The organism is Novipirellula herctigrandis (assembly GCA_007859835.1).
GTDB lineage: Bacteria > Planctomycetota > Planctomycetia > Pirellulales > Pirellulaceae > Novipirellula_A > Novipirellula_A herctigrandis.
The window spans coordinates 778,052-798,599 of the sequence record SJPJ01000001.1; the positions used below are offsets into that span (position 1 = coordinate 778,052).

General features: G+C 53.3%; 11 protein-coding genes. 5 read left to right on the forward strand and 6 right to left on the reverse strand.

The window, feature by feature from the left end; translation table 11 throughout:
* Window positions 1-3 precede the first annotated feature (3 nt).
* The 5 genes from CA13_RS02600 to CA13_RS02620 form a co-directional block, all read right to left on the reverse strand.
* Window positions 4-1,119, reverse strand: coding sequence for a phosphopantetheine-binding protein (locus CA13_RS02600; RefSeq protein ID WP_146394464.1), 1,116 nt, complete (start codon window positions 1,117-1,119; stop codon window positions 4-6).
* A 3-nt stretch (window positions 1,120-1,122) separates the two neighbouring features.
* On the reverse strand, window positions 1,123-3,876 hold the full coding sequence (locus tag CA13_RS02605; RefSeq protein WP_146394465.1) for a beta-ketoacyl synthase N-terminal-like domain-containing protein: 2,754 nt from the start codon (window positions 3,874-3,876) through the stop codon (window positions 1,123-1,125).
* Between the two features lie 11 nt (window positions 3,877-3,887).
* Window positions 3,888-5,546 (reverse strand): SDR family oxidoreductase, encoded by a 1,659-nt coding sequence (locus CA13_RS02610; RefSeq protein WP_419193854.1) that lies wholly within the window; start codon window positions 5,544-5,546, stop codon window positions 3,888-3,890.
* Between the two features lie 557 nt (window positions 5,547-6,103).
* Window positions 6,104-8,176, reverse strand: a complete 2,073-nt coding sequence (locus tag CA13_RS02615; RefSeq protein WP_146394467.1) for a glycosyl hydrolase family 28-related protein — start codon at window positions 8,174-8,176, stop codon at window positions 6,104-6,106.
* Window positions 8,177-8,258: 82 nt separating this feature from the next.
* Window positions 8,259-8,762 (reverse strand): hypothetical protein, encoded by a 504-nt coding sequence (locus tag CA13_RS02620; protein WP_146394468.1) that lies wholly within the window; start codon window positions 8,760-8,762, stop codon window positions 8,259-8,261.
* Window positions 8,763-9,051: 289 nt separating this feature from the next.
* On the opposite strand from CA13_RS02620, the gene CA13_RS02625 reads away from it, so the two are divergent.
* The 4 genes from CA13_RS02625 to CA13_RS02640 all read left to right on the forward strand — a co-directional run bounded on the left by CA13_RS02625 (window position 9,052) and on the right by CA13_RS02640 (window position 15,414).
* The gene (locus CA13_RS02625; RefSeq protein ID WP_146394469.1) at window positions 9,052-10,902 is read left to right on the forward strand and encodes a glycoside hydrolase family 3 protein; all 1,851 of its coding nucleotides are present in this window, start codon (window positions 9,052-9,054) and stop codon (window positions 10,900-10,902) included.
* A gap of 114 nt (window positions 10,903-11,016) precedes the next feature.
* A complete protein-coding gene (locus CA13_RS02630; protein WP_146394470.1) occupies window positions 11,017-11,727 on the forward strand; it encodes an ABC transporter ATP-binding protein in 711 nt (236 codons plus the stop codon).
* 121 nt (window positions 11,728-11,848) lie between these two features.
* Window positions 11,849-14,212: an FtsX-like permease family protein gene (locus CA13_RS02635; protein ID WP_146394471.1), complete on the forward strand. Its 2,364-nt coding sequence runs from the start codon at window positions 11,849-11,851 to the stop codon at window positions 14,210-14,212.
* 2 nt (window positions 14,213-14,214) lie between these two features.
* Window positions 14,215-15,414: an efflux RND transporter periplasmic adaptor subunit gene (locus CA13_RS02640; RefSeq protein WP_146394472.1), complete on the forward strand. Its 1,200-nt coding sequence runs from the start codon at window positions 14,215-14,217 to the stop codon at window positions 15,412-15,414.
* Between the two features lie 136 nt (window positions 15,415-15,550).
* Here CA13_RS02640 and uvrA read toward each other — a convergent pair whose 3' ends face one another.
* Window positions 15,551-18,418 (reverse strand): excinuclease ABC subunit UvrA, encoded by a 2,868-nt coding sequence (gene uvrA, locus CA13_RS02645; RefSeq protein WP_146394473.1) that lies wholly within the window; start codon window positions 18,416-18,418, stop codon window positions 15,551-15,553.
* A gap of 242 nt (window positions 18,419-18,660) precedes the next feature.
* Between uvrA and CA13_RS02650 the strand changes: the two genes are divergently transcribed.
* Window positions 18,661-20,460, forward strand: coding sequence for a phosphoenolpyruvate carboxykinase (GTP) (locus CA13_RS02650; RefSeq protein WP_146394474.1), 1,800 nt, complete (start codon window positions 18,661-18,663; stop codon window positions 20,458-20,460).
* Window positions 20,461-20,548: the final 88 nt, after the last annotated feature.

Sequence of the window (20,548 nt, forward strand, 5' to 3'; positions counted from 1 at the left end):
CTCTCAACGAACATGGGTTCGCAAATACTCAAGGACGTGCGACAGCGTCGGAAAATCGTCTAGCGAGAGATCTTCGTCGGGCGCCAATCCGTAGTACTCGCCAATTTCGCCGAACATTTGCGCCTTCTTGATGCTGTCAATACCCAAATCCGCTTCAAGGTCTGCGTCCATTTCGACAATCTCCTCCGGGTAACCCGTTTGCTCAACAACAAAGTTGATCAAGAACGAACGAAGATCATTGGTTGACGTCGCGGCGGTGTCCGAGACAACCACGGGTGCAACCGCAGGTGCGGGTTGCGCAGTCACTACTGACTCTGTCGCACCCGCAACCACCGAGGGATGCCGGCCATTGCTGCCAACCTGCGGTGGCTGGCTCGCACAAACCGCGGGTTCCACACCGATCGTTTTGGCTAAATAGTCAAGCACTAGGTCGAGTGTCGTGAAATCGTCCAAGGAGAGGCTCTCGTCAGGCTGCAGTCCATAAATCTCACCGATTTCCCCGAACATTTGCGCCTTCTTAATGCTGTCGATCCCTAGGTCGGCTTCCAAGTCCGCTTCCATTTCGACAATCTCCTCGGGATAGCCGGTTTGTTCCACGACGAAGTTGATCAGGAAGGCCTGCAATTCCGCTCGATCGTGAGTCGAGGAGTTTGCCGCCGCAATCGGTTCGGCAGGAACAGACGGCGTTGGCGGGGCAGTAGGCGGGGTAGTAGGCGGGGCAGTGGATGCAGCGGCCGAAACCGGATCCGCGGTCGGAATCGGTGTGGCAGCTGCATCGGTTTGCTCGGGAAAATCTCGCATCACTCGTTGCCACCAATCGCTGCCGTCTATGGACGGTGGCGCGGAAACCGGTGCCGCAGTCACAGGTTGCGAGGAACCGGATGGCGTTTCGCGTTCGCGAGTGTTGACACTCTCTTGCGTCGGAGCCGGTGCCGCCGGTTTTTCTATGGAACGGCCCGCATCGCGACGCATCCGATTCCGACGAACTTCAGTGGCGTCAAAATGGATGATTCCGCCATCGAGTCGTTCTGGTTCAACTGCTGGGTTAGGCACCGATGCCGCGTTTTTTCTTTGTGCTGTCCCGGCAGATGAGTTTTGAGCGTTGGAAGATGAATTCATTGTCTATTGGTCTCTCAATAACACTTGGAAGCTGGGATCGTCTATTCCACCACCGATGATGATCCGCTTGGATCCGGCACAGAAATCTCTCGGTTTGTCGGGCGATTGGTTGGATGATACTTTTTCTGGCATCGAAGCAAGCGCGGAAACGGCCATCGAGCCTCCTGCCAGATGCCCAACAAGTTGACTTGCATCGTGTTCAGCAGCAGGCACCGATCGGTTGTGATCACGCAGTGACCAGCGGACCGCTGCGGAAGCCTCGGCATGAAGCGAGGCGTGGGTTGAATTCGCAAATTCGACATGATCCACCGCGACTTTCTGTTCGGGATGCTCCGCAACAAGTCGCTCCATCGTTAACGCCAACGATGCTTGAGGAGACTTTGTCACATAGCCCGCTGCGATATCTTGGATCACCGCACGAATTGGATGCCCGTTCTTAATCGCATCTCGTTCGCGTTCGAGAATCAACACAACACATCCTTCGCCCGGAAAGATGCCATCGGTGCCATCTTGGTCGCCCAAGATTCCCGCGCGGGTCATCCCAACGTATCGCGACGGCCCGAGGTCTTGTTGCGCACCAATACAAATCATCAAATCGTTGTCGCCACAAACCAATTGATCGACACAACAAAGTATCGCGGCGCCCGATGATCCGTGTCCAGAATCGACAGCGGCTGCCCCCCCCATCAAATTCAGGCTCTTTGTAATGCGTGACGCTAGCGAGCTGCTGGTGAAGCTACCCGTTTCGTCCAAAAGCGCGGGCATTTCTTTGAGCAAAACCTCGGCGAACCGATCAAGAAACTCTTGCTGTTGCGGAGCCGACAACCCTTCGTCCTCCAAGAGTCCGCCGATCCGTTTTTTCAATTCAGGCAGTCGCAATCCCATTTGAAGCTGGTTGGCAAATTCGCCTCCGAAAGTGGTGCCCGTCAATACACCACAAGATTGCCGGAGCGAATCAGTCCAAGTGATGCCCGCATCGTGGCAAGCTTCATCAACGGCGTCCAAAATCATAAATTGCAGTGGACTGGCATTCGCGATTTGTTTAGGCGGTACACGATGCCGTCGCCAATCGTATTGGTAGTCTTGAACGACGCCACCAAGTCGGCTGCGGACATCAAATCCGCTTGGTGAAGGCGATGTCGGGTAGGCGTCACCGTTCCAACGATCCTTTGGCAAAGGGACGATCGCAGATGCATGTTCCATCAATCGCTTCCAAAACGCAGCCATCCCGTTGGCGTCGCTTGGACCTGGAAGAATGCAACCGACACCGATCACTGCGATGGCTTCTCGGCGGGGCTCGATTGGCGCAGATGCTTTTTCAACGCCCCGTCCGTCTTTCAAAGGACGTTGGACCACGACATGCGTGTTTAGGCCACCGATTCCAAACGCATTCACCCCCGCCAACCACCCTTGATTGTTTGCTTTCCAGGGACGTGATTCAGCAGGCAACTCGAAAGGAATATTGTCCCAATCAATCTTGGGATTACGTGTTGCAACATGAGTTACCGGAGGGATTGTTTCGCGTTCCATCGCCAACATACACTTTAATAGTCCCGCGATGCCTGCGGTTTCGAGTGTGTGACCGATGTTCGCCTTCACGCTTCCTATCGGAATCCGTATTCCGGGTGGCAATTCGCATTGGTAACTTTCTGCCAATGCACTGATTTCGGTCGCGTCACCGACTTGGGTACTTGTCGCATGAGCCTCGATGTATCCGACATCGGATCGCTGAAGATCACCACGATAGGCACGCCCGATCGCCAAAACTTGCCCTTCTTTTCGAGGTGCCCAAAGGCTCTTGCCCTTGCCGTCCGAGGAAAGACCAAGCCCGCGAATGACGCCATGCACCTGACATCCGAGCCGACGAGCGGTCGATTGTCGGCACAGCAACAAAGTGACATAACCTTCGCCAATGACTAATCCATCGGCTTCACTATCCCATGGTCGCGTGCGACTTGCCGACAATGATTGTGCTTTAGAAAAAAGGACAAGGGAATCACTATGGCAATAGGACGCGCCGCCAGCGATTGCCATGTCGATCCGACCCGTTTGGAGTGATCGCACCGCTTGGATCAATGCATGAGTCGACGAAGCACACGCTGCATTGAACGACATCGTCGGTCCTGTAACGCGAAGCGCATCGCTGACCGCCCGAGCACTACAACTGGCCCCTAGCGGGTGACTCGATTGATTCGGGTAATCACGCCGTACCTGATCGACCAAATCCTGCTTCAGTTGTTTCAGTCGATCGGAACTCAATCCTCTAAGTGGCAATTTTGATTCGCCGCAAACTTGATCCAATAGCGAAGCGGCTTGTCCGATGTAGTTGGCAAACGCGATATCGCCTGCCAAACTGCTTGCACGAGTGTGGCCGATGAATACGCCGACGTTGTCGTGGGGAAGATCGAGCGGATCGAGTCCCGCGTCGTCAACGGTATCGAAGGCGACCGAGGCTAAGGTGGCATAGGTCGTTTCGGGGTGCGTCTTTAAGCCATAGGGCAAACGACAATCGGACGTTCGCAAATTTGGCAGATCGACGAGACAACCAATGTCGGCATACGTTTTGTTCTGCTTGCCTTTTTCAGGGCTAAACAGCAGGTCGCGATCCAAACGATCGTCGGGAAGCTTCGTCTGAGTACAACCTCCCGAAAGGATCAAATCCCAGTAAGCATCAAGCCCTGAAGCCCCTGGCAAACGACAACCCCGTCCAATCACCACGATCGGCTCGGCCTGTGCGTCAAAGTCCTGCGTCGACATTGGTTCGATGTCTACCTGGGAATCGAGGAAATGGGGTTGGCTGTCTGGCTAGACAACACGTTAATCCAACGCTCCATCATTTCCTTGACAAAATCCGTTTTGCAAACACGTGGCGAATTGTCATTGGATTTTCCAGCCGAAACAGCTTTGAATGCACACTTGTTCCCTATCACCACAGCCCCCCTCGAAACGGCAGCCCCCAAACTCAATTCTCCGTCAACCAACCGCCGCAGCGTCGCGGCGGACAACGTACATCGTGCTCCTTGGCGAATATCGAATCCAACGTTCACCCACGCATCGTCGTCCCCACGCGAGCCAAATTGGACGGCATAGTCGCCGCCACCATCCCCGAGAACGCGCAAGTTCAAATCGGCGACCGAGTCGGTTTCAATGGTGGTGATTCGGTTCGACTTGTTCGCGGCCGGTTTTGCAAATCCATGATCTTGCAACAAATCACCTGCCAAAAACTTGGGTGTGGTGATCGGTGGTTTGGGCCACCCGAAATTGCTCTTGAGTGCAAACCGGCATAGACGCCTAATACTGTCGGCATCGATTGGCGGCGGAGCCAAATAAGGTAATGCGGCGTTTAGATTTGATCGATCAAAAACGGGATCGCTACGCCAATAGGCCTGGTAAATCTCCATCTGCTCTCGAAAAGCCGATTGAAGCCCTTCAAGACTTAGCGTCGGCAAGGATGAATTCTTGTTTTGACGCCCTGGCGAGGCAGCCGCCTTTTCAATTTCCTTTACTAGAATTTCCATCGCGTGCTCGGCAAATGTTTCGTGCATCACGTTCGCCAACGTTTGGCAGTTGGTTCGATACTCAGCCGTCAAATGATAAGTTTGATTGTGCAGCGAACGGTCACAGACAATGCTGCTGATCACTTCGCTAACCCAATCGACCGAAACAAAATTCTTCTCTTCACTCCCCGACAAGTCCAAGGTTTTCACAAGCGTGCTTTCTGACACCTCCATCAACGGCGTTTGGTACAGCAAGCTTGCGGCGATCTTCAGCGGTGCGTACAGTCCGTGAAACGTGCTTGTGTAACCTGTGTGGTAATCGCCCGTGATGATCGCCGGGCGATGAACCGTCACACTTTTGAAACGATCCGATGCTGAACGGACCATCAACTCCGATGCACACTTGCTCGCCTCGTAGTCGTTGCCAAATTGTTGCCCCTGGTCGAGTTCCGTTTCTCGTATGATGCCGGTACGTCGACCACAAACATAAGCCGTACTGATGTGATGCAACTCGGCGATCTTCCAACGCTCGCACAATTCCAACATTCGCTCGGTGCCGTGCATATTGGTCAGCCAGGGCTCACCTTCGCGTGACTCGGCGACAAATTGCAAACTGGCCGCGTTGTGCAGCAGCGCGTCACAATTGGTTTCAATCCAGCGGTGTTGATCCGCCGACAAACCCCAACCCGGCTTGTCCAAATGGCCTTCCAACACGACCGGTCGCGGCAATGCTTGCCCACGGACACGTTGCCAGCGATGACAAATCGCATCGATTCGCTGGGCCGCCGAAGCGATTGGCGATGGGCGCGCAACAACAGCCAATAGGACACCTCGCTGAAGCAAATCCCTGATCAAGTATTCACCCAACAGGCCCGTCGAACCGGTCAGCAGGAGGTAGCTGGAGCGGGAGCGGGAGCGGATGTCAATCAAGAATTCATATCCTATTGTTATAAGACCATTAGCGAGAAACCAACATTTCGCCTAACACCACCAAACCTCGGAAAGGAAGCAGGACGGCACCAGCCAATGCGGTGTCCACAAACGATCGACTGCCGCCGATTGTTTTCCCGAAGTCCATGGCGTCACGGCTGTAACGACGAAGGTCGGCACCGCAGGTCCCCTATCCAGCGCAGCCCAAACCCCCGCTCGGAAACACCATCATGATCCACATTCACGAGAAGGCTAGGCAGAAAAGCGCTAAAAATTAACAGCGGATCACATGAAGGCGTTCGAGAACATTGGCAATTCGGATATGCGATACGGGAACAGCTGCGATGATGATCAAAAACACGCAAAAAACGTGCAATATTGAACACAATCGCCACGCAAATTAGCCCATAGCGACTAGACATCGGGGCAACTCGCTTTCCGGAAACTCGCTTTGCCTGTTCCCAATGCCTCGTTTCTTGGCATACCGCTCCCACCCAATATCGCAGTCGCCATTTCTCGCTCCTGAGGTAAGAATCAGGCAATCGGAATCACGCAATCTAAGGAGCAACGGGCACCGCTGGTTCCACATGCTCATTTCCGCGAATGAACAAAGAACACATTTTTGAAGAGGGCAACGTAAACCGATGCTCACCGCGCGTCTCCATCAAATGAGCGAAGTCACCAGGACTAAACGTCTGCAACTGCGAGATTTGAATATCGTCGCTATCTATCACTTCGATCATCGGTCGATCTTTCATGTGCCGCACGACTCCGTTCATGCAGTACACGCGAACATCACTACAACGGATGATGCGACAAGTGGTGTTAGCGTCCGGATGTTCCGCACGGTTGACGGTGCCGGCTTCCACCTTAAAGAAATAGATTCGAATATGCGTGCACCCATCGAATGTTGATTGAGGGTCATGCCCCACCCGCTCAACGTTCAGAGCGTAGAACGAAAGTGGCTGCGCCGTGCCACTGATAATCATCGGACCGCCGCGTGCCATCGCGCCGTAGATTCGGCCACCACCATTTTTGGATACCCTCATTTTCGCGGGCGCCAACATGCAAGTGCCTTTCCCGCTGTTCCACGCGATTTGGCCGCGAATCGACAAAAACGCAATCAACGGACTCGCATCCGGGTTGTCTGCGGTGACGATCATGAACGCGCCCGCGTTGCTAACACGGTTGGAACGTTCCTGAATCGCATGGTCGCCGATTGAGGTAATTCCTCCTGCAACACCGAATAGTTGCGTATCCGTTCGAAGTTGTAGCGTGCCTGTTAATTGGTATTTCCCGGGTGGCACGAACACTTTCTTGCTTTGGACAATCGCATTTTCAAACGCGATGCGATCATTCGTAACACCATCACCTTTGGCACCAAAGTCTTTCACATTCACGCAATCCGAATCTTCAAATGAGGGATAAGTGGCGATGTGGCGATCACGAATCTGCTCGATGTCAGGAACGCCCGGTCCCAATGCGCAGTCAAGCATCTCACCAGAACCCTTCATGCCATTGACAAGCCGAACAGCATCAGCAAGCGACGAACTGTATCGTTTGATACGTATCCAAGGGCGTTCATTCGGAAGGGATTTTCCCGTCTTGAAAACCGCATTTGCTTTCGAGACCCAAACATCTTCCAAAAAGATATTTTCCGCTTGCCTTGTAGCGCACACGCTGCCACCGGTTTCGACTTCGACGACACAATCGACCAAACTAATTCCTGCGCCACCGGAACGCTTCGTCATGTCGATTGCTCTGTCGCTTGTCGTTTTCAAACAGCATCCCACCAACAGCGTCGGCATTTGATTGCGGTCCGCAAACCTTACCGAGGCATCAGTCTGGTTTCGGAAGTTACATGCAACCAGAAGCGGAAAACGGCTACCGCGATCAATCGTAATGCCGTACCGTCCACCAATCACTTCGATGTTGTAAGTTCCTCCGCCTTGACCACAACAGTTACTGAGTCCCGCGTACGCACCCTCTGCGTGCACCGTGACATCTTGAAGTGTTGACCCTTGTGAGCCGCTATGCCGAATCCCGATCGCTCCGGAATGTCCACGAACATCAATGTCGATCCCTTTAAAGACATGGCTGAACGAAATATTGGGTTGCTCTTTCCCCCACATCGGTTCCATTTTGCCCGGCGCGTCGTCGCGAGTTTGCGCCCACACCCAAACTGCGAGTTTAGGGTTCTGTGGATCGTCAAAGCCTTTAGCCTTCTCAGACAACTTAAGAATTGGTCGTTCACCCTTGGTTGAACCGAGCAATACAATCCGATTCGGTTGGTTCCAATAGTGCTGCGTTCTGCCATCGGTGGATCGAGGCTGATTGAGCTTCGTCACTTTCTGCTGACAAGAAATCGTATCCGAAATCAAATACGTTCCACTGGGAAAGTAACATGCCACGCCATGATCCCGCGCGTCATTGACGGCCCTTTGGATCGTAGTGGTTGCATCAGTGTGGCCGGTTGGGTCCGCAAAATACGGTGTTTTAGTAACATCTAGAAAGTCGTTTCGCTCAAGTTGGTCTCCTGGACTAACTTCGCCCTGCTGCTGGGCCTGCAACGGCGCATTAAGCACGTAGATGAAACAAACAAACAGCCCAAGTCGCGCAGCGTTTTCCATCCGTTTCCACCTTCGAGTGTTGCCTAGATTGCGAGTGTCTACACCGTACGCAACCGGAAATCCGAAAGCACATCATACGGCGTTATCGCTGAAAAAGCACTTCGGGTGGTACGAGTGCTTGCTGGATTGGCTGCGAATCGGCGGCTCGGATTGGGTTGACGTGGGCGCTGCGCTGCGGCCTGCCAGCTTTTTCCCATAACTCCATCTGTTTGCCTTTTGCGTCGTCGAGATCCTTCCCGGTTTTTGCCACTTTGCTTCGCGCATCGGAGAGTATTTTTGAAATTGACCCCAAACGCGGATCCGCTCGCACCTCGCCTGATTGTGAAACGATATTGATTTGCTGTTGAGCGAGAGCAAGCTGTTGTTCCAATTCTGCAACTCGGGCGCTGGCCTGTTCGACATCCTGCAATGTTTCTTCGTCGAATTCAACGCCGGCAAAGGAACGAATTCCGGCATCGTTAAGGATGTCGCGAACCGTTTCTGGCGTCACCAATAGAGCTAACATCGCCAAAACGATTATCAGTTCCCTGGTCGCTGCAAAGCCATCGCGAAGCGTTGCATATTTGGTTGGAGTCGAATCGGCCATCAAACGGTTCCCACAGCTCAATTTGCGAACAGATATTACCGAATAGGGTTTCGCAGAAAGGGGGAGCACGTGTCTAGCCGAAATTTTTTCCTACACGCTCGGTCCCTCGCCACAGAACGATAGAATACAACTGGTTTTTCCCGTCAATTGAGAACATTTCTCATTTGCACGACGAGAAACAAAAAGCATTCCAATTTCAACAAATTTACGAGTCATTCAGGTAGACTGAACATTTAATCATCCGAACTGACTCCTCATTTTTCCCATAACAACATCAAGAGTGCCCACTATGCGAACTGCAATTCGAATATTCTCCGTGGTCTTTGCTCTGAGTTCCACAACCGCCGCGCTGGGTGAATCGCCGACGGCGGATGCGACGTCCGCCGCAAAGAAGTTGTCGGCCTATGACGAGCAAATCAAGCCGCTGCTAGCGAAGATGACGCTGCAGGAAAAGATCGGCCAGATGACTCAGCCTGATCAAGATTCACTCCAATCCGAGACGGATATCGAAACCTTCTTCGTTGGATCGATCCTTTCCGGCGGAAATTCAGATCCTCAGGACGGCAATACACTCGAAGCGTGGACCGCGCTTTACCTTCGCTGTCAAAAACAGGCGATGAGCACACGACTTGGCATTCCACTTCTGTACGGTGTCGACGCCGTGCATGGACACAACAATGTCATTGGAGCCGTCATCTTCCCACACAATCTTGGTTTAGGTTGTACTGGCGATCCGGAGTTGATTAGGGAAATTTCGGAGATCACGGCCAAGGAGGTTCGTGCCACCGGTATCGAGTGGACCTTTGCTCCCTGCATCACCGTCCCACAAGACGAGCGTTGGGGACGGACCTATGAAGGCTACTCAGAAGATCCAAAGATTGCCTCAGAGCTAGGCGAAGCAGCGGTCTTCGGCCTTCAAGGTCCACGACTTAGCGATGATCCACAGAGGGTGCTCGGTTGTGCAAAGCATTTTCTTGGCGATGGTGGCACGCGTCCCGGAACAGGCCATGCCGATGGTTTGCTTGACCAAGGTGATATGCAAGGTGACGAAGAAATGGTCCGACGCATGCATTTGTTTCCTTACTACGCCGCAGTCGATGCCGGCGTTGGAACCATCATGCCGTCCTACAGCAGTTGGAATGGAAAAAAGATGTCAGGGCACAAGTATTTAATGACGGATGTCCTAAAAGGGGAACTCGGTTTCGAAGGATTCCTGATTTCCGATTACAACGCCATCGACCAAGTGACGCCCGACTACAAAGAGGCGATCGAACAGTCGATCAACGCCGGCATGGACATGGTGATGGTACCGAGCAACTATGCAAACTTCACCAAGTTTCTCGAAGAATTGGTCAACGAAGGACGCGTTCCCATGTCGCGTATCGACGATGCGGTGACGCGAATCTTGCGAGTCAAATGTGCGATGGGTTTACTCGACGATGACTACTCGCCCGAAGCCGATCCCGCGTTACAGGAAGCGTTCGGATCCGCAGCGCATCGTGATGTCGCTCGCCGGGCCGTCCAAAAGTCGCTTGTTCTGTTAAAAGACAATGGCAAGGCGTTCCCGATTGCAAAGGGCGCAACGAAAATTTGTGTCGCAGGCAAATGTGCCGACGACATTGGCAACCAATGCGGAGGCTGGACGATTGATTGGCAAGGCAAGTCGGGCGAAGTGACCACGGGCGGCACGACGATTGTCGAAGCAATTCGCAGCACGGCCGCAGACGCCGCCGATGTGACTTTCTCGGAAGACGGCAAAGATGCGGCCGATGCGGATGTGGCCATCGTCGTCATTGGTGAGAAACCGTACGCCGAATTCATGGGCGACAGCGCGGAACTTGTTCTTGATCCCGAGGACGTAGCGACGATCAAAAATGTCACAGCGTCTGGGACACCAATGGTTGTCGTGTTGGTTTCGGGACGCCCGCTGATCATCAACGATACGCTCGATGCTGCCGACGCATTTATTGCTGCATGGTTGCCGGGAACCGAAGGCCAAGGTGTGGCGGATGTTCTGTTTGGAGATTACAAACCAACCGGAAAACTGTCGATCACATGGCCAAGTTCGGTGGATCAAATTCCGTTGAATTCCACCAAACAAGATGATTCGTGCTTGTTCCCGATTGGGTTCGGATTGTAGCGGGCGCAGAATTCACCTTGGCCGACGAATCTATCACGTAGGATTCCGTTAGCAACGTGACGATGAATTGATTCGCCCTCTGCTAGGGAGCGCGAAGGCAGCTTAGGAAATCCCATGACCAAGACCGCTGTTTTTCGCGCCGTCGACATCACCAAGACCTACCAAATGGGTGAAGTCCAAGTGCGTGCGCTTCGCGGCGTGAGCTTGGAGTTGTTCGAAGGCGAGTTCGTCGTTTTGCTTGGCGCATCGGGCAGCGGGAAGTCGACTTTGTTGAACATTCTAGGCGGCCTCGATGTGCCCACATCAGGGACGGTCCATTACCTGGACAATGAATTGACCGCCAGCGACCAAGGCATGCTGACTCGCTATCGCCGCGATCATGTCGGGTTCGTGTTTCAGTTCTACAATTTGATCCCTAGTTTAACAGCACGGGAAAACGTCGAGCTAATCACCGAGATCGCCGATTCCCCAATGGACTCACTTGATGCACTTGATCTTGTCGATCTGCGTGAGCGGGCCGACCATTTTCCGGCTCAGCTTTCGGGTGGCGAGCAACAGCGTGTGGCCATTGCTCGGGCAATTGCCAAGAATCCCGACGTCTTGCTTTGTGATGAACCGACCGGAGCACTTGATGTAAAAACCGGGATCGTCGTGTTGGAGGCGATTGCCTTGATCAACCGCAAACTTGGCACCACAACGGCTGTGATTACCCATAATGCTGAAATTGCCAAAATGGCCGATCGAGTGATCTCTTTGTCGAACGGACAAATCGCAGGAGTCGAGAAGAATACGACCAAAATCCAAGCCAACGTGTTATCGTGGTAAGGGTAAGGATCGTCTAAATCAAAAATGTCGAATTTCGGTTGTCGGGCCATTTCCGATGCCGTTCACCTTACGAGCATGGACACACCCTGATGGGAAAACTCCAACGTCAGCTTGATCCCCATTGAAAAAACTTGACCGTAAATTGCTCCGTGACTTGTATCAATTGCGTGGCCAAGCCACTGCAATTTTCACGGTCATTGCAACGGGTGTCGCGACGTTTGTGATGTCGATGTGCGCGTACCAGTCGCTAACCACTTCGAAAGACAAATTTTATCGCGATTATCGTTTTGCGGATGTCTTTTCATCGACTCAACGGACACCGAACGCGATGCTGCCGCGACTTCGCGAAATCACAGGCGTCGCTACGGTTGAAACACGATTGGTCTACGACGTCCTGCTTGACGTTCCCGAGATGACCGAACCGGCGACCGCTCGGTTGATCAGCGTTCCCGACGCGGGTCAAACGGTCCTCAACCACCTGTACATCAAACGTGGACGAATGCTTCAGCCAGACCGATCGGGCGAAGTGGTTGTTTCCGATGTGTTCGCCAAAGCGCACCACTTTCTCCCCGGCGACGAAGTCCGCGCAATCCTAAACGGTAAATCACAATCCTTCAAAATCGTCGGCATTGCCCTGTCACCGGAATACGTGATCCAAGTTCAACCCGGAGCAATGCTGCCCGATGACAAACGCTTCGGCATCTTTTGGGTCAGCGAACGTGATCTGGAGGCTGCCTTTGACATGACCGGTGCGTTCAATAGCGTTACCGTGCGGTTAGCGTACGGCAACAACGTCGACGCGGTTATCGAGGACTTGGATCGGTTGCTGACACCCTTCGGCAGCATCGGGGCCTATGACCGAAGCGAGCACTTGTCGCACCAATACCTTAGTGACGAATTGAGTCAACTTCGCGGCATGGCCATCATTGCGCCCGCGATTTTCCTAGGCGTCGCGGCCTTTTTGCTCAATATTGCCGTTTCGCGGATCATCGTCCAACAACGCGAACAAATTGCGGCACTCAAGGCGTTTGGCTATACCAACCTCGAAGTCGGCGTCCATTACCTGAACCTCGTTTTGTTGATTACGGTTACCGCCACGATTGCCGGAACGCTATTCGGCTTTTGGATGGGAAACGGAATGATGGGAATGTACGAGGAATTCTACAAGTTTCCGTCACTCGAATTGCAAATCAACTTTTTTGCCGTCGCGGTAGGGTTCTTGTTGACATTCTCAGCGGCACTTCTAGGAACGTATGTCTCGGTTCGCGGTGCGGTACGGTTACCGCCCGCCGAAGCAATGCGTCCCGAACCGCCACCGAGTTTTCGGCTTTCGATCATTGAGCGAATGCTTCCGAAACACGCTCTCGCACCCGAAATGCGAATGGTTGTTCGCAATTTGTCCAGACGGCCCATCAAAGCGTTCTTGTCCGTCATCGGTATCGCCATGGCCGTCGCCATCATGATCTTGGGCAACTTTTCCCTCGATGCGATGAACTACATGATGGATTTCCAATTTCGAATGGCTCAACGACAAGATTTGACGGTAACGTTCGTCGAACCAGCAACCGAGTCGGTCATGTACGAAGTGCAAACCTTGGCTGGGGTTTTGCAGAGCGAGACAATGCGAGCGGTGGCAACACGCATTCGATTCCAGAACCGATCGCGCCGCGTCGGCATCATGGGCATCGAGCCGGAAGCAGAACTTTTTCGTTTACTCGACGCCAAGGAGAGAGTCGTCCGGGTCCCCGATTTTGGGATCATGCTCAATACGAAGCTAGCCAAATTACTTGGCGTTCGCGTTGGCGATGAGGTAATCGTCGAGGTCTTGGAAGACAAACGCCCCATTTTGACATTGGAAGTTTCCGCGATCGTTGAAGAGTATACGGGAGTGAACGCTTATATGAACAAGCAGCGTTTACATGCCGCTTTGCTCGAGTCGAAAGTCGCATCTGGTGCCTTTTTAAAAGTCGACCCCAATTCGATGGACCAAGTCTTCACGGAACTAGAACAACGACCGGGTGTCGGCAGTGTGACAATCAAGGATGCCATGATGCAAAGTTTTGAGAACACCGTGGCGGAGAACATCTTGGTGATGCGGTCGATCATCGTCATTTTTGCTGCAATCATCGCGATCGGCGTCGTGTATAACACCGCTCGGATATCCCTTTCCGAACGAAGTCGCGACTTGGCGACGATGCGAGTCGTCGGTTTTTCGACCCGTGAAGTATCGACAGTGCTACTTGGGGAAATATTCATTTTCACGGTATTGGCGATCCCGATAGGCTTTATGATCGGTTACGGGTTGGCGGGGATTATGATCGCCGGACTGGACACCGAAAACTACCGCGTTCCATTGGTAATCAATCGAGAAACCTACATGATGGCCGCCGGTATTGTGGTGCTGGCAACCATTTTCTCAGCGGGTCTGGTACAACGACAAGTGCAACATTTGGATTTGATAGGCGTCTTGAAGACGAGAGATTGAAAATGAGGTTTTCGCTAAAGACTTTACTGTGGGGAACCCTGCTGATAGCGCTGGCGATGGTCGGCGTTTTGGCGATGTTCCCCAAGCCGATCGATGTCCAAGCCACTTCTGCACAAATCGGAGCTCTACGAGTAACGGTCCAAGAAGATGGCAAAACGCGGATACGCGAAAAATACACAGTGTCAGCGCCCGTGTCGGGACGTTTGTCGCGGATCGAATTGAACGAAGGCGATTTCATCACCGAAAAAACTCTGCTGGCGGTGATTTTGCCGAGTGATCCTGCGATTTTGGACAAGCGCACGCGAGCCGAAGCGAGTGCTCGGGTGCAAGCAGCCGAATCGGCTGTTTTAAGAGCACAATCGCGAGAACGTCAGGCGAAGATTGACCTCGATTTGAGTGAATCGACACTTAATCGTGCGGAACAACTTCGGCCGCAAGGCGCGATATCCCAAGTAGAATATGACATTGCCAAATCGGATATGCTCTCCGCTGCTCAGGGCATCGAAACCGCGTCGTTTGACTCTGAAATTGCGAACTTCGAATTGAAGATGGCCAAAGCAGCATTGGATCAATTCGGGGACGATACCACGGAGGTAAACGTCGAACCGTTCGAGATTTTCTCGCCCATTTCGGGGCGAGTTTTGCGTGTGTTCCAAGAAAGTTCGACAGTCGTCGCCGTCGGCGCACCGCTCATTGAACTTGGCGATCCAAGCAACTTGGAAATGGAGATTGATGTTTTGTCGACCGACGCGGTCAAAATCCAAAACGGTGCGGAAGTGACGATCGAACATTGGGGTGGCGGTTCACCTTTGACGGGCCATGTGCGTGTCGTCGAACCAGGCGCGTTTACGAAAATATCGTCACTCGGCGTCGAGGAACAACGGGTCAACGTGATCGCCGATTTCAATGAACCACCCGATCGTATCGCCTCACTCGGGGACGGCTACCGGGTGGAAGCGAGGATTACAGTCAATCAGCTTGAAAAGGCACTATTGATTCCCAACAGCGCCCTGTTTCGCAGCGACCGGCGGTGGCACGTGTTAGCCGTGGTCAATGGCAAATCGATGTTGAGGCCAGTCGAAATCGGACTGCAAAATGAATCTCGTACGCAAGTCTTAAAGGGCCTCGAAGAGGGCGATCGAGTGATTCAGTATCCAAGCGACAAATTGCAACCGGGCAGCGTCGTGCAGGTGGTTCCCTAGACGTCACTCGTTGCGTCACCGGTCACGCCTGCGTGAGCACTTCACGCCTGCTTGAGCACTTCACGCCTGCGTGAGCACTTCACGCCTGCGTGAGCACTTCACGCCTGCTTGAGCACTTCACGCCTGCTTGAGCACTTCACGCCTGCTTGAGCACTTTGCCGGTCACGCTTGCAGCGACTTGCATCAATTCAGTGGGGCTCCCCGTTGCGACCACCTCGCCTCCGTGTTGGGCCGCGCCGGGCCCGAGATCGATAATGTAATCGGCCGCTCGCATCAGCATTGCGTTATGTTCGACGACGATAAGCGAATGTCCGTCCGCAATCAGAGCATCAAAACAATCGACAAGCCGGACAATATCGGCAAAATGCAATCCTGTGGTTGGCTCATCCAGAATAAAGAGTGTCCGCCGGCGCGATGCAGAAGCTAAAAACGCGGCGAGTTTTAATCGCTGACCTTCGCCGCTCGATAGAGTCGTTCCTGGTTGGCCGAGCGTAATGTAGTCAAGGCCTACATCGATCAATCGTTTCAATCGTTCTTGCACTTTTTGCTCGCCACGGAAAAACGACGTTGCTTCGCGAACGGTCATGTTCAACACATCCGCGATGGTGCGATCACGGTAGCGAACTTTCAAAATTTCGTCACGGTACCGCGAACCTTGGCACGACGGGCATCGCATCGTCACGTCGGCAAGGAATTGCATGTCAATTTGCAGAATTCCCGCTCCGTCACATTCACTGCATTGGCCGAGCGCACTATTAAAACTGAAGTGTCCGGCACCATAATTGCGAGTTCGCGCGTCGACCGTGTTGGCAAAGACTTTTCGAATTGCGTCAAACGCTTTTACGTACGTTACCGGGCAACTACGAGCACTTTTGCTGATCGCCGATTGATCGATCAACATACACTCTTCGATTTGGCTCAGCCCTTTGATGTTTTGAAATGGCAGCGCAGGCGTGGGGGTGTTCGATTTCCGTGATCGGATCGCACCATAAAGCGTGTCTTGAACGAGCGAACTTTTTCCGCTGCCTGACACGCCGGTGACAAGACAAAGCACCCCGAGAGGGAAATCAACCGAGACGTCTTTTAGATTGTGTCCGGTTGCTCCTTCCAAAGAGATGGTGCCGCGTGGTTTACGAGGTTCGCGGTCACGCAGGGTCCACCCACGTCGACCGCTGAGAAATTGGCCGGTGACGCTCTTTTTGTGTCGGAGCATCTGTTTCGGTGTTCCTTGGAAGACCACTTTGCCCCCCATTCGGCCAGCGGTCGGCCCGATCTCTACGGTTTGGTCGGCCATTCGAATCAAGGTTTCATCGTGTTCAACAACAATCACCGTGTTGCCGCGGTCACGAAGCCCAAGGATCGCTGAGACAAGCGTATCGACGTCGGCGGGATGCAAACCAGCAGTCGGTTCGTCGAGAACGTAGAGCATGTTGACGAGGCTGCTGCCCAGTGCAGCGGTGAGCGCCACTCGCTGGGTTTCGCCACCTGAAAGCGTCCTGAGGGTGCGGTCGAGCTGCAAATACCCGAGCCCGACCGCTTGTAGGTAGCCAATCCGTTCGCGAATTTGTGATAGAGGTTCCGCGGCGATTTTGGCTTCGCGTTTGCCGAGCAATTGTGAACTGCCGAGCAGCTGTGAGCCTGATGCGATTAGATTTGCAAAGAAGTCCCCCGCGGTATCCGTTTGCATCGATAGAACGTCTGCGATGTTCTTGTTTGCGATTCGATATGCCATTGCCTGTGGGTTGAACCGTTTGCCGCCACAATCGGGACAGGGACGGTAACTGCGGAAACGCGACGCGAAAATGCGAATGTGCATTTTGTATTTTTTTCGATCGAGCCACGCAAAAAAGCCATCTAGGCCGCCAAAGTTCCTCTCCGGTACTCCTTTTTGGATCAGTTTGAGCTGTTTTTTGCTGAGTTTAGAAAACGGAACGTCGGTAGGAAGGTGATAGTCGTCGGCGAGCGCCAAAAGTTCGAACTTTTCATGTTCGTAGGAGGGTGTATTCCACGGCGCGATCGCTCCGTCGGCTAATGAAACCGATTTGTCCGGGACAACCAAGTCCATGTCGAGATCAACGACGTCGCCAAATCCTTCGCACGTCGCGCAGGCACCAAGCGGATTGTTGAAATTGAATAGCCGTGGGACGGGATCGGGGTAGTCAATGTCGCAAGTATCACATCGTTTTTCGCGGCTGATGGTGCGGCGCATCCACGATTTACCATCGATTTCAACGAGATTGGGTGCGTTTGAGGAGGTCGCTTCGGCAAGGACCACCGCCCGGAGAACGACCGCCCGACCATGCCCTTCGTTCATCGCTGTTTCAAGCGATTCGGTCACTCGCGAGAGTTCTGCGTCCGAAGCAATTCGATCGACCACGACGACACAATCGATGCCGTTTTTGCCAACCTTCTTTGCTAGCTTGGTGCGGTCGTCGTCGGACAGGTGAAAAGTTTGATTGCCAACGACGAGCCGCAGGTAGCCTTCTTGTTGAAGCCCGAGCAGGATTTCGCTCGCCGATTTGCGACTTTCCAGATGGACGCCAAATCCGATCATGCAGCGGGTGCGATCAGGAAATGCAATGATTTCCTGGGCCACGGTCTCCGGGTCATCATTGACGACCGGTTGGCCACAGCTATAACAAACCAAATCGCCAATTTTTGCGAACAACAATCGCAAATGGTCGGCAATTTCGGTCGTCGTTCCGACGGTACTTCGGTTGGTTCGCGAGCCCCCAGCCCGGGTAACGGCGATCGCCGGCGGGATCCCTTCAATCGAATCACAGTCGGGTTTATCGAGCCGTGCGAGAAATTGACGGGTGTAGGCAGAAAAACTTTCGATGTACGCCCGTTGCCCTTCTGCATAAAGCGTATCAATAGCCAGCGACGTTTTGCCGCTACCCGAAACGCCGCAAAATGCTATCAATTTTCCACGGGGAAGATCGACGTCAATATTTTGCAAATTATGGACGCGACAGCCGCGTACGGAAATAATTTCGCCAGGCACTTAGGTCTCGGGGCGAGTAGGTATGGGGGAAATCACTAGCATAAATGTTATCTTTGAGGCTATCGGCGGCATGTCCGGTTGCCAACGGCGCCTTGTACCGTTGGCGCACGCACCAAAGAGTCCCTACCATATGGGCTCAACGGGTGGGAACGTGTGGAAAATTTCCGTACACGCCTCTTCTACCGCCCCATTTTCAGCCCAACAGCTAATAGTGGCAGATCAAACCCTAAACAGGAGTAGAGATGAATTTACCGACCAAGAATAAGAAGCTTATTGACTGGGTCAATGAGTGCGCCGAAATGATGACCCCCGACGCGGTGGTTTGGTGTGATGGATCGGAAGCCGAGTACCAGAAAATGTCCGACATCATGGTCGACGCAGGCTTGGCCGTTCGCTTGAAGAAACGCCCCAACAGCTTGCTATTCCGCAGCGACCCAAGTGACGTCGCTCGCGTTGAAAACCGTACCTACATCGCAACGAAGACCAAAGAAGCCGCTGGCCCGACCAACAATTGGATCGACCCAAACGAGCTCAAAGCAACGATGAAGGAATTGTACAAGGGCTGCATGAAGGGACGTACGATGTACGTGATCCCTTTCTCGATGGGCCCGGTCGGTTCAGACATCTCGAAGATCGGTATTGAAGTCACCGACAGCCCCTACGTCGTGATGAACATGCACACGATGACTCGCGTTGGTACCAAGGTGCTTGACGTCCTTGGCGAAACCGGCGAGTACATTCCTTGTTTGCATTCGATCGGCAAACCACTTGCCGAAGGCGAAAACGATGGCGGCCAGTGGCCATGTGCTCCGCTCGACAAGAAGTACATTGCTCACTTCCCCGAAGAGCGACTGATTTGGTCGTACGGATCGGGCTACGGCGGAAACGCATTGCTCGGCAAGAAGTGCTTGGCTCTTCGCATCGCATCGGCACAAGCTCGCGACGAAGGTTGGATGGCAGAGCACATGCTGATCCTCAAACTGACCAGCCCCGAAGGCGTTGAGAAGCACGTTGCTGCGGCGTTCCCAAGTGCTTGTGGTAAAACCAACTTGGCGATGCTGGTTCCAACAATTCCTGGTTGGAAAGTCGAAACCGTGGGCGACGACATCGCTTGGATGAAATTCGGCGACGATGGCAAACTTTACGCGATCAACCCTGAAGCCGGTTTCTTTGGTGTTGCACCAGGAACCTCGATGCATTCGAACCCGAACGCGATGAAGTCGATCGAAAAAGATACGATCTTCACAAATGTCGCGTTGACCGAAGATGGCGACGTGTGGTGGGAAGACATCGGTTATCCTGCACCTGGCAAGCTGACCGATTGGAAGGGCAACGAATGGGAAGAAGGCAAGAGCGAAGGTCCTTCGTCTCACCCGAACTCGCGTTTCACCGCCAAGGCAGCCAATTGCCCCTCGATCGCATCGAATTGGGAAGACCCCAAGGGCGTGCCGATCGACGCATTCCTGTTCGGTGGTCGCCGTCCTTCGGTAATCCCGTTGGTTCACGAAGCTGATAGCTGGGCACACGGTACTTTCATGGGCTCGATCGTCGGTTCCGAAGTAACCGCAGCGGCATTGGACCTCAAGGCGGGCACGATTCGCCGCGACCCAATGGCGATGTTGCCATTCTGTGGCTACAACATGGGCGAGTACTTCCAACACTGGATCGATCTTGGCAAGCAAGATGGCGTCCAATTGCCGAAGGTCTTCTTCGTCAACTGGTTCCGCAAGACCGACGATGGCAAGTGGCTATGGCCAGGTTTCGGCGAAAATTCGCGAGTCCTCGAGTACATCTTCAACCGCTGTGATGGCAAGGCAAAGACAGTCGATACACCGATTGGAAAGATGCCTGCGAAGGGCGAAATCAGCATGCCAGAAGGTGTTGAACAAGAGGATATGGACGAACTACTTTCGGTCGACCTTGAAGGTTGGAAGAAAGAAGTGGCCGACATCAAGGCAAACCATTATCCGAAGTTTGGCGAGAAGTTGCCTAAGGAATTGGCAGAGTTCTTGGCGTCACTCGAGTCGAAGCTGAACGCGTAATTCGCCAGTAAATACGATTAGAAATTGAAAACGGCCCGCGAAAGTGGGCCGTTTTTTTTTGCCGCTTACCCGGCCGGTTCCAACATGA

Bases quoted from the DNA above. Each gene is read 5' to 3' on its own strand.
- CA13_RS02640 (WP_146394472.1), top strand. From the start codon at position 14,215: ATGAGGTTTTCGCTAAAGACTTTACTGTGGGGAACCCTGCTGATAGCG.
- CA13_RS02615 (WP_146394467.1), bottom strand. From the start codon at position 8,176: ATGGAAAACGCTGCGCGACTTGGGCTGTTTGTTTGTTTCATCTACGTG.
- CA13_RS02605 (WP_146394465.1), bottom strand. From the start codon at position 3,876: ATGTCGACGCAGGACTTTGACGCACAGGCCGAGCCGATCGTGGTGATT.
- CA13_RS02625 (WP_146394469.1), top strand. From the start codon at position 9,052: ATGCGAACTGCAATTCGAATATTCTCCGTGGTCTTTGCTCTGAGTTCC.
- CA13_RS02630 (WP_146394470.1), top strand. From the start codon at position 11,017: ATGACCAAGACCGCTGTTTTTCGCGCCGTCGACATCACCAAGACCTAC.
- CA13_RS02620 (WP_146394468.1), bottom strand. From the start codon at position 8,762: ATGGCCGATTCGACTCCAACCAAATATGCAACGCTTCGCGATGGCTTT.
- CA13_RS02600 (WP_146394464.1), bottom strand. From the start codon at position 1,119: ATGAATTCATCTTCCAACGCTCAAAACTCATCTGCCGGGACAGCACAA.
- CA13_RS02650 (WP_146394474.1), top strand. From the start codon at position 18,661: ATGAATTTACCGACCAAGAATAAGAAGCTTATTGACTGGGTCAATGAG.